This window comes from Pseudoalteromonas sp. MMG022, from assembly GCF_021654245.1.
GTDB classification, from domain to species: domain Bacteria; phylum Pseudomonadota; class Gammaproteobacteria; order Enterobacterales; family Alteromonadaceae; genus Pseudoalteromonas; species Pseudoalteromonas amylolytica.
In genome coordinates this window covers 23,075-33,553 of sequence record NZ_JAKFZQ010000001.1, presented here as the reverse complement: position 1 = coordinate 33,553, position 10,479 = coordinate 23,075, and the positions used below count along the sequence as shown (strand labels likewise).

The following is a 10,479-nucleotide window of genomic DNA, read 5'->3' as shown; positions in this document are numbered from 1 at the left end:
TTACAAGTCCATCTCCGTCATGGATTGATCCGCTAACGCGTCGCTGATATCACGGCCGCTTACCACATCGCTCACCTGCTGTACGTTCACAGAAGCACCTGCGGCAGCTCGTGCACTTAATAAATCATCAATACGCTGAGCCAGTTGCAAAATACTCGGGTAATCAAATACATCAGCAACCGTTATACGCACCCCAAAAGCCGCGTTGATACTTGATACCAGTTGCATGGCAAGTACCGAATTACCACCGATGTCAAAAAAGCTCTGGGTGGTAGCTAGGGTTTCGCGCTGCAAAATGTTTGCATAGCATTGCAATAGCGTTTCTTCACTGGGGGTTTGTGGCAATCGCATCTCAACATCTTGCGCCTGCTGCACCTGTATCTCGGGTAACGCCTTCGTGTCGAGCTTGCCATTGGCCGTGGTTGGCCAATGTTCGAGCCAGCACAAGTATTCAGGCAGCATGTAGCTCGGTAAGTACTGTGCGAGCTGCTGACGCAGCATAGGTAACGTCCACTGTGATTGCTGTTCTTCAGACGCCAGACAATAAGCGCACAGTGCGTTGTGACCGACACTCAGCTCAACAATGAGTACCTTGACGTATGAACTGCTAAGCAACTGAGAAATATGGTATTCGATTTCCCCCAACTCGATACGATGCCCGTTGAGTTTGACCTGCTGATCAAGTCGCCCTTGTAGTTCAATACGACCATCTGCTAAACGCCTTGCCCTGTCACCTGTTTTGTAAAGGCGCTGTTGAAGTTGTGCTGCAAAATTATGATTAACAAAACGCTCACTCGTAAGCGCCGCTCTGTTGAGGTAGCCCATAGCAACACCAGCGCCACCAATCCACAGCTCACCCCATACACCAATTGGTAATGGCAATGCCTGATCTTGTGCTTGCTCATCCATAACAAACAGGCTGGTATTAGCTATGCCATCACCTATGGTGATGTGTTGAGCATCATTGATGTGGCTGACCGCTGACCAAATGGTTGTCTCTGTTGGCCCATACATATTCCAAAGCTCACCACCATTTTCCATAACCTGCCAGGCAAGCGCTTGATCTAATGGCTCTCCACCACACAAAACCTTTAACCCGTTGACGCAGCTAGGCTCGGTATTGAGTAGTAGTCGCCAAAGCGTTGGCGTTGCCTGCATGACGGAGATGTCATTGTTTTTGATAAGTGCAGTAATTGCCTGTGGGTCGCTGCAAACTTGCTCATTCGCAATGACCGTTGTGGCCCCAACCGTTAGCGGCAAAAACAGCTCAAGCATGGCGATATCAAACGCGATAGTGGTAACGGCAAGCAGCTTGTCGTTAGCGCTTATTCCAGGCTCAGCTTGCATAGCTCGAAGCAAGTTAACCAAACCACCATGGCTAATTTCAACGCCTTTTGGCTTACCTGTGGAGCCCGACGTGTAGATAACATACGCACGATGCGAAGGAGTTAAATCTACCGAACAAGACGTGCTGTTTTGCGCTGCTATCAACTGCGCATCGTTGTCGATATCCGCTATGATGTAGTCGCTTTGCTGGATAACACTGTCAGCGCTTTGGCTGTCACATATCAGCATGCTGACGGTAGCATCCTCAAGAATGTCTTTGATACGCGATTCTGGGTAAGCTAAGTCTAAAGGTAAGTACGCAGCCCCAAGCTTCATAACCGCCAGCAAAGTGATCAGTAATTCATTGCGTCTTGGCAACGCTATGGCGATTAGTTGTCCCTCCGATACTCCTTTTTGCGCCAGATAATGAGCCATTTGATTAACTCGCTCATCAAGCTCCTGATAATTCAGGCTCTGTAGCTCGCTTTGTAGTGCTATGTGCTTGGGAAAACGTGTTACAGCTTTATCAAAGTCACTGATAACACTGCTATTGCTTGGGAACTTATGTTGACCGTGTTGCAATGGCTCAAGCAACACCGAATGATATTCCTGTTTGCCAAGTAATGAACAAGTCCTGCTCGACAAAGCATCATCACATTGTAATTCACTTAGCAGTGACATCAGGCTTTGCACATGGCACTCAACCATATCTCGTTCAAATTTGCCTTGGTTGAACTCTATGTGTAATGACCATTGTTGCTCGATACAAACTAGATTACAGCTCAGTTCAAATTGTCCATATTGAGCCGAACTACTTATATCTTGAGTCATCAAACCAGTAAAATCAGGCAAGCTCTGTACTTTGTCTAAATTAAACAATGTTGCTGGTAAATTAACCGCTTGCTGAGTGAGTGCCGAATACGGATAGTGTTGATGTTCAAACGCATCAAGCAGTTGAGCTTGAACAGTTTTTATCAATATTCCAACGTCTTGGCATGCACCTACATTCACTGAGATAGGCAAAATATTGGTGCAATACCCTACAAGCGCTTGGTCTAGTAACGCAGAGTCACGCCTCCCTGCTAGCAATTGTCTGTCTGATACGGGAATAGCCACAGTAACAACGGATTCTGTACTGAGTTTGTGCAGCCACAACATGTATATCGCAAGCAAACTTGCAAATTGACCACAGCCTTGGCGTTTGGCCAATGTAGCAATGTTATTGATAGCATCACTGCCAACTATGTACTTTAAGCTATCTACCGCATAGTGTGTTGTTTGAATGTTGTTAGCACTTTTTGGTAAAGACACACTTGGGCAATCCGCCAATTGCTTTCGCCAATACTGCTCATCTGCCGTAAAACTTGGTGATGCACGATACTCTTCCAAGGCTTCAACATAATCACTAAAGTGTACGACTTGCTGGCTAGTTGCGGTGAAAGATTGGCAATAAAACTTGGCGACATACTCAAGTAACTGCGCCATTGCAATGCCATCAAACAACAAGTGGTGGGCAACCACACTTAAATAGTGGGTGTTTTCATCAGTTGCAATTAATGTAAAACGACATAAGCCTGAGCGCTCAAAATCAAACGGCCTATAGCGCAGCATTTGCAATTGTTCGCCAATTTTATCTCCCTGGCCGAGTTCAATAACGTCAAGTTGTGGTGTTTGCTTTTCCAATCTCTGATGACACAGCTTGTCGGTATTTACACCATAAGTGAGGATCGGCACAGTGTGATATACTCGAGCAACCGCGTTTTGAAGCTGTGCTTTATCAAGCTCGCCTTGGAGCTTGAGTGTCGCTTGCAGGTGATACGCTTTAGCGCCCTCTTCACTACGAAGGGCCAAAGCAAGCAGCTGCTGCTGAGCTTCGGTGAGCGCAAACTCGTTAGCCCCAGCGGACACCTTCAAGTCCACCGGCCCGAAATACCCCGCTTGTTGAAGCGCCAATACGCTGTCTTTTACCGCTTGAATGATAGCCTCTACATCGGCATCGCTGTGAGCATCACTTAAGAAGCAATTACGGCCTTCCCAAATAAACACCCCACGGTTGAGCATTTCATAGAAGAACACATCCAAGTTTTGGTTAAATCTGAAACGGAACAAAGACGCGAACGACTCAATACTAATGGGGATATTTTTAGATTCAAAAAATGTGTTCAGCGTTTGTTTTAAATACGTGGTCTTTTCAGTGATTTGCTCCTGACATTGTGCGCCGCGCTTTTTAATTTCACTCAGTACTGCTTTTGCGCTCGCCATCGCCAATGGGTGTTTGCAGAATGTACCCGCAAAGAACGTGGTATCAACTTGTGGGTATGACTGGTCGCCGTATTGCCAAGCCCCCCCATCAATACAATCTAAGTATTGTGCACTGCCTGCAACCACACCAATGGGCATTCCGCCGCCAACAATCTTGCCATAGGTCGCCATATCAGCCTGAATACCGAGCAATGCTTGTACCCCACCTGGGTGTGCCCTAAAGCCGGTGATCATTTCATCGAAAATTAAGGCTATCCCCAACTCTTTGGTCAATGCTCGTAGCTGATGTAAAAACGCCCAAGGCTGCAGTTCAGGGTGACGACTTTGCACAGGCTCCACCAACACCGCAGCGATAGAATCCGCTTGAGCACGAATAACGTCCAAAGCATGTTCGCTGCCGTAATCAAGCACTAAATTATCTTCAATTGCCCCATGGCGTACACCTGAACACATTGGCTCAACATCATCACCAGCCGGCGTTGGGTGGGCCAGCGTGCCATCATAATGGCCATGATAAGCGCCATTAAACTGAACAATTTTGTCTTTTTTGCTGTGGGTACGGGCTAAACGAACCGCAGTCATCACCGCCTCGGTTCCCGAATTACAAAATGTAACCCGCTCTAAAGCAGTCAGCTCACTGATAAGCTTAGCCACATCGCAGGCCAAAGGACTTGCCAAACCCAGCTGTAATCCTGAGTCGATTTGTTCGTACATCGCCTGAGTGATAAATTCCGGTTTGTGACCGAACAGGTTAACCCCAAAGTCCATGGTAATATCAATATATTCATTGTCATCGATATCCCAAATACGCGCACCTTGGCAGCGTTTTCCAAACACTGGGTACAGCATTTCCTTACTCGACAACCGAAACCCTGCCGAAGCACGGCAGTCTGCCAGATGTGTACGGTGCTCGCCAACCAGCTGTTTTGAGCTAGAGGTTTTTTCGCAATAGCTTTTTGCCAACTGCGCTTGATAACTTTTGCTAACCTCACCGCTTTGCTGTGCACTTAGCTGTTTTGATGCAAAACCTGGCAGCACACTGGTGTTTTGTGGGCTTACCGAAGCGGCGATTTTAGAAACTTTGGGCTTTGCAGTTGCTAGATTTGTCGTTTGCATCTCTGTAGAAGCCGTTTGTGTGAGCGCAAAACCCTGCAACATTTGCAGTTGTCTAGCGCTTACAGCATCAACACTTAACCTTGCCTGCTCTGAGGTAACGCTTGCCGCAGCCTGCAATTGCTCTTTACAGATTGCTGTCAAAATTTGTTCGTTTACAGCATGCGTCGAATTGTTACTCGCTGCGGTAATGTCGTTATGACTCTGTGCAACCACCTCTGTTGGTGCCGACAGTTCTGGCGTACTTTGATAGTCGCTGTGGCGTTCTATGTAATCGACTAAGCGCTCAACAGTACTTAACTCTTCATAAAACTGCCTAACACTGAACTCTAACGAAAACTCTTTTTCATAAGTTCTAACCGCCTGCATGATCATCAAAGAGTCCACGCCCATTTCTAACAAAGGCTGCTGAGTATCAATATCAGTTACAGGCATAGATAAAAGCGATGACAACGTATTGAGAACGAACCCGCTGATAGCCTCATGGCGTGACTGCGTAGAACCTTGAGGCTGTACTTGTGAGTCAGCAATCTCTTGATTAGATGAATCCCCCACGACCCAAAAGCGCGATTTAGCAAAAGGATAGCTAGGAATGGGTTGCCTTTGTACATCACAAGCGGGGTATATTGTGGACCAGTTAAGATCCACGCCAAGTTCAAACGCTCGAGCAATAGCCGCGCCGTAGCGTTCAAATCCATCACCTTTGGGATGTAAAACACTAATGTATTCGCAATTTGCTCTTGGTAGGTTTTCTTGAACTATGGTGCTAAGTACAGGTTTTGGTCCTACCTCGACTAAACAGCAATATTCAAACGATGCTAGAGGTGTAAGCGCTTTAGCGAAACGAACAGGCTGGGTTATCTGCTCAACCCAATATGCTGGCTGACACAATGCTTCGTGTTCGCTCTGTCCCGTTACGCTCGATATAAACTCGTAGCGTGGCGGTGCATAATTCAACGTTTCGGCAACGGCTTTAAAATCTGCAAGCATAGGTTGCATCAACGGAGAATGAAAGGCCCGCGCCGTGTTCAATGCCTTATATTTTATGCTTCGCTGCGTTAGTTGCTCACTAATTTTCTGTATGGCTTCATCGCTACCAGAGAACACCACTCCACTTTCACCGTGATAGGCCGAAATGGCAGCTTCTTGACTAAAAGGTTTAATTAACTCTTCAGCCAGCGACTCTTCGCAACGGGCTGACACCATACTCCCTGTTGCTTCAAGTTGCTGCATAAGTTGCGCGCGTGCACTTATGAGCTTAATCGCATCTGCCAGTGAGAACACACCTGCAATACAGGCTGCTGCGTATTCCCCCACACTATGGCCGACTAGCTTGTCTGGCGTCATTCCTAGGCTTATCCAAAGCTCACACAGTGCATATTCAATGGCAAAAATAGCAACCTGAGTCCACTTAGTTTGATCTAACAGTTCATCTGTGTCATCACCATACAACACATCCAACAGGCGCTCACCGAGCTTGTCAGACAACAGCGCATCACATTTGTCTATCGCCGCTTTAAACACGGGCTGCGTATCATAAAGCGCCTTGCCCATCGCGTGGTACTGTGCCCCCTGCCCAGTAAACAAAAAGACAAGGTCTGGTTTGTTGGCACTATCTTTTGATGCTTGGTGTACGCCTTGTTTTAAGTTCTCAAGTAATTGCGTACGCGATGTTGCGTACACTCCAGCCCTGAAGCCTTTTATAAAAGGCCTATGCGCTACGGTATAAATTAAAGCATCAAACTGTTCGTTACTGAGGGTGCTTAATGTTTGTGCGTATTTATCGCTGAGTTTTGCAAGTGATGCTTCAGATTTGGCTGACAACGGCAAAATATAAGGCGTGTTTGTTGCTGATAAATCCAACTTGGCAGCCTTTTGCACAGGTGCTTCACTTAAGATCACATGGGCGTTAGTACCACCAAATCCAAATGAACTAACCCCTGCCATTGCTGCCTTGCCTGGGTGTTCAGGCCAAGCAGTAAGATCACTTTTTACCGTCAGCGACATTTTATCCCACGCGATATGAGGATTAAGTTGCTCTACGTATCTTTGCCCAGGGATTTGTTTATTTTCTAAACACAGTAACGCCTTGATAAGCCCAGCAATACCCGCACCAGATTCTAAATGACCAATATTGGCTTTTGTTGAGCCGAGTATGAGCGGCTGAGAACTGGTTTTATGAACACCATATGTTTTATTTAGCGCAGAGACCTCAATAGGGTCTCCAAGCTCTGTACCCGTACCATGAGTTTCCACATACTGGACATCGCCACCTGAAACAAGCGCATTGTCCAAAGCAGCATTGATCACTTTTTGCTGGGCACCGCTATTAGGCGCTGTTAAGCCATTGCTGCGGCCATCTTGATTGACTGCACTGCCTTTGAGTACACCGTAGATTGGGTCATTATCTTTTACAGCCTGAGCCAAAGGTTTTAGTAAAACACTCCCTACCCCTTCGCTTCGTACATAACCATTGGCGCTTTGTGAGAAAGTTTTGCAATGTCCGTCGGCTGAGAGCATCTGTGCGCTTTCACAGGCATCAGTCACCTCATTACTTAAGATCAAATTGACACCAGATACCAACGCCAGTGGGATTTCGTTATTACGTATCGCTTGCATCGCTTGATGTAAAGCCACCAAAGACGACGAGCACGCCGTATCGACAGCGACACTTGGACCTGTAAAGTTGTAGGTGTATGACAAACGGTTAGCAGCAATGCTTAGCGCCGTCCCCGTGCCTAAATAAGGGTTTTCTGACAGAGCTTGTCGTGACAATAGAAAGTAGTCATTTTGTGAAATACCAACATACACGCCCACATTTTCGCCCGCTAATTCCTCGGGTCGATAGCCCGCCGCTTCCATAGCATGATAAGTGGTCTCAAGTAGTATTCTGTGCTGGGGGTCGATAAATTTCGCTTCGCTTGGGGAGAGCGCAAACATCGCTGGGTCAAAGCAATCGACATCGTCCAGATAGCCGCCCATACGATGTGCATCCAATTGCTGACACAATGAAAGGCGCTCTACAGAGGGTTTGCTGATGGCGTCAACCTTATCAACCAGTAACTGCCAATACGCAGCTAAGCCCTCTGCCTGTGGATAGCGACATGCCATACCGATGACGGCGATATCACCCTGTGCATCGTCAGATATGTTTTGTTGCTTTGCTGGTTGAGTGATATCTGACTTAGCCGTTTCATTTTCACTTTTTACTTGCCTGTCAGAGTGTTGGAATGCCTGTTGTATCGACTCAAATTCGCAAAGGTATTGCGTCAGCTGCGCAATACTTGGGTATTCATATAACACTGTGGCTTCAAGTTCTATGTTATGAATTTCCATTAATTCACCGGAAATACGCACAGCTTTCATAGAATCAATACCCAACGACTGAAACGTTGCATCAATATCAAGAGACTTAGGGTCTTTATCCACCTCAAGCGCTATCACCTCTTTTAGCACCTTTTGCACTGCATCTCGCATTGCTTTGTTAGCGCTTGCGCCGTTGACGGAAACTGACGATGTGTTGGCCTGTGTATGCGGTATATCACGGCTTCGAGCCACGCTCTCGAAGCCGTTATTTAGATAGTGGCGTTTATTTTCTTGGCGTTGAATCTTACCACTAGAGGTTTTTAACACTCTTCCAGGTTTAATAAGTACAAGCTCATAAGGGGTAATGCCATGCTGCTCGATGATAGCTTGAGTCACCGCTGCAAATATTTGCTGTGCATCGAGCTTTCTAAGTGCTGTGCGCTTAACCTGTTGCACAACCACCAACCCTTGCTCACCATTATCGGTCGTTATCGAAAATGCTGCGCCTCCGTTGTTATCTAGCGCATCGTGTGCTTCTGTAACGGTCAGCTCTATATCCTGAGGATAATAATTTTTCCCTCTGAAAATCAGCACATCCTTGCAACGACCAGTCACATAAAGCTCTTCTTGATACATAAATCCAAGATCGCCAGTACGCAAATATGGGCCATCATGCTCATCAGCAATAAAGGCATTAAAGGTTTCTTCGGTTGCTTGCTCGTTTTGCCAATACCCTTTGGCAACACTTGCCCCTTTTACCCATATTTCACCGATTTCACCTTCGTCGCAGCGCAGCTTTGATTCTGGGTTAACAATAACAATTGTGTGATTTTGCCAGCTCACGCCACAAGATATAGCATGGTATGCTTGTTCGTTATCCTCAGCCTGCAAATCGTAAAAAGGCTGTTCTTGTTGATACTGCTCGGCTAACACCGCCTTACCTTGGTGCATTTGCTCCGCATCGAGTTTTAGTACCTTGGTCAGCTGTGACAGGCGTCCACCTGTGGCAAATAATGTGGTTTCAGCCATGCCATAACATGGGGAAATGCTCTGACGCGTTAAGCCGCAACGTTTAAATTTTTGATAAAAGCGCTCAAGCGTACTGGCTCGAACAGGCTCAGCGCCATTGAGCGCACAGCGCCAGTGTGATAAATCTAGTGTAGCGAGTTCTTCATCTTTAACCGTATCAACGCACAAATCATATGCGAAATTAGGCGCACTGGAGGTTAAAGCTTTTGTTTCGCTAAGTAACTTCAACCAACGTACTGGCTTTTGCAAAAAGTAAGTTGGGTTCATCAATGCGGCAGGTGCACCGATATAGATAGGATGCATGATCCCAAAGATAAGGCCCATGTCATGAAAGTGCGGGAGCCAACTCACAATCGGCGTGTTTTCATCGTGGCCAAATGCAAGCTTCATCATTTGTTCGTTATCAATGATATTTGCGTGGTCGACCATCACCCCTTTTGGGTTGCCAGTAGAGCCTGATGTATATTGCAAAAAGGCAAGATCGCTATCTTTAATATCAATGTCTTGCCAAGCAAGTGGTTCAACAAACTCGCTATTTCGCACATCTGTTGTGTAAATGGGTAATGCCGTCAAGCTTGATTCAGATTCAAAAAGCGGTCTTGCGATGTCGTTGATCCTACTTGTGGTCAACGCACCTGTGGCGCCCGCGTCTACTATAATGCTACGCAGTCTATCAATATTCTGATTTTTCTTCGGGGGGTACGCTGGAACTGCAACAACGCCCGCATATAAACAGGCAAAGAATGCTTCAACAAACTCAAAACCCGAGTTGTAAAGCAGCAAGGCTCGGTCGCCTTTTTTAAAGTGGATCTTTAATTGAGATGCAATCTCTCTTACATTTTGGTCTAGCTGTGCGTAGGTAAGGGTTTTGCTTGCTTGCTCATCTTCGAAGAAATATTGATATGCGACATCATCGCCACGCGTTTTAGCCAATGAAACTAAAGACGCTACTATGTTTGTATTCATTCCATGCCCATCAACGATAAGTACCGTATTACCACATAGATCACTGTGGCTACCGCCAAGTGACATCAATGGCAACACCGCACATTTACGATCTTACAATTGATAAAAATCAACTAATTCATTTAGATCAACAAATGCATATATGCAAAACATCCATTGAGTGCTAACTAAGAATAATCAGAGAAAGTGTTCTCTAATCAACTGCTTCTTATTACTACAACTACTTCAATCAACACGTAAAACTATCGTGTTAATTACAATATTTGCTAAGCAGAAATCGTAAATCTCGTATTAAACTGCTACGGCACCACAAACAATTTCGAAAACTTAACGGTCTAAAAAATTACCTATTAGAACAGAATGTTACCACACCCAGAAAACTAATAAAGAAATAAATACAAAAAATTAACACCAAGGAAATCTTTGTGCATTTAGTTTACCTTTATATAGTATAAAATCACTAAGGTTAGGTAAATT

The 10,479-nt window shown here is 45.8% G+C and carries 1 protein-coding gene; it reads right to left on the bottom strand.

The features are described 5' to 3' along the window. Nucleotides 1–10,068, bottom strand: a complete 10,068-nt coding sequence (locus L1070_RS00115; protein ID WP_237123987.1) for a non-ribosomal peptide synthetase/type I polyketide synthase — start codon at nt 10,066–10,068, stop codon at nt 1–3. Between the last annotated feature and the right edge of the window lie 411 nt (nt 10,069–10,479).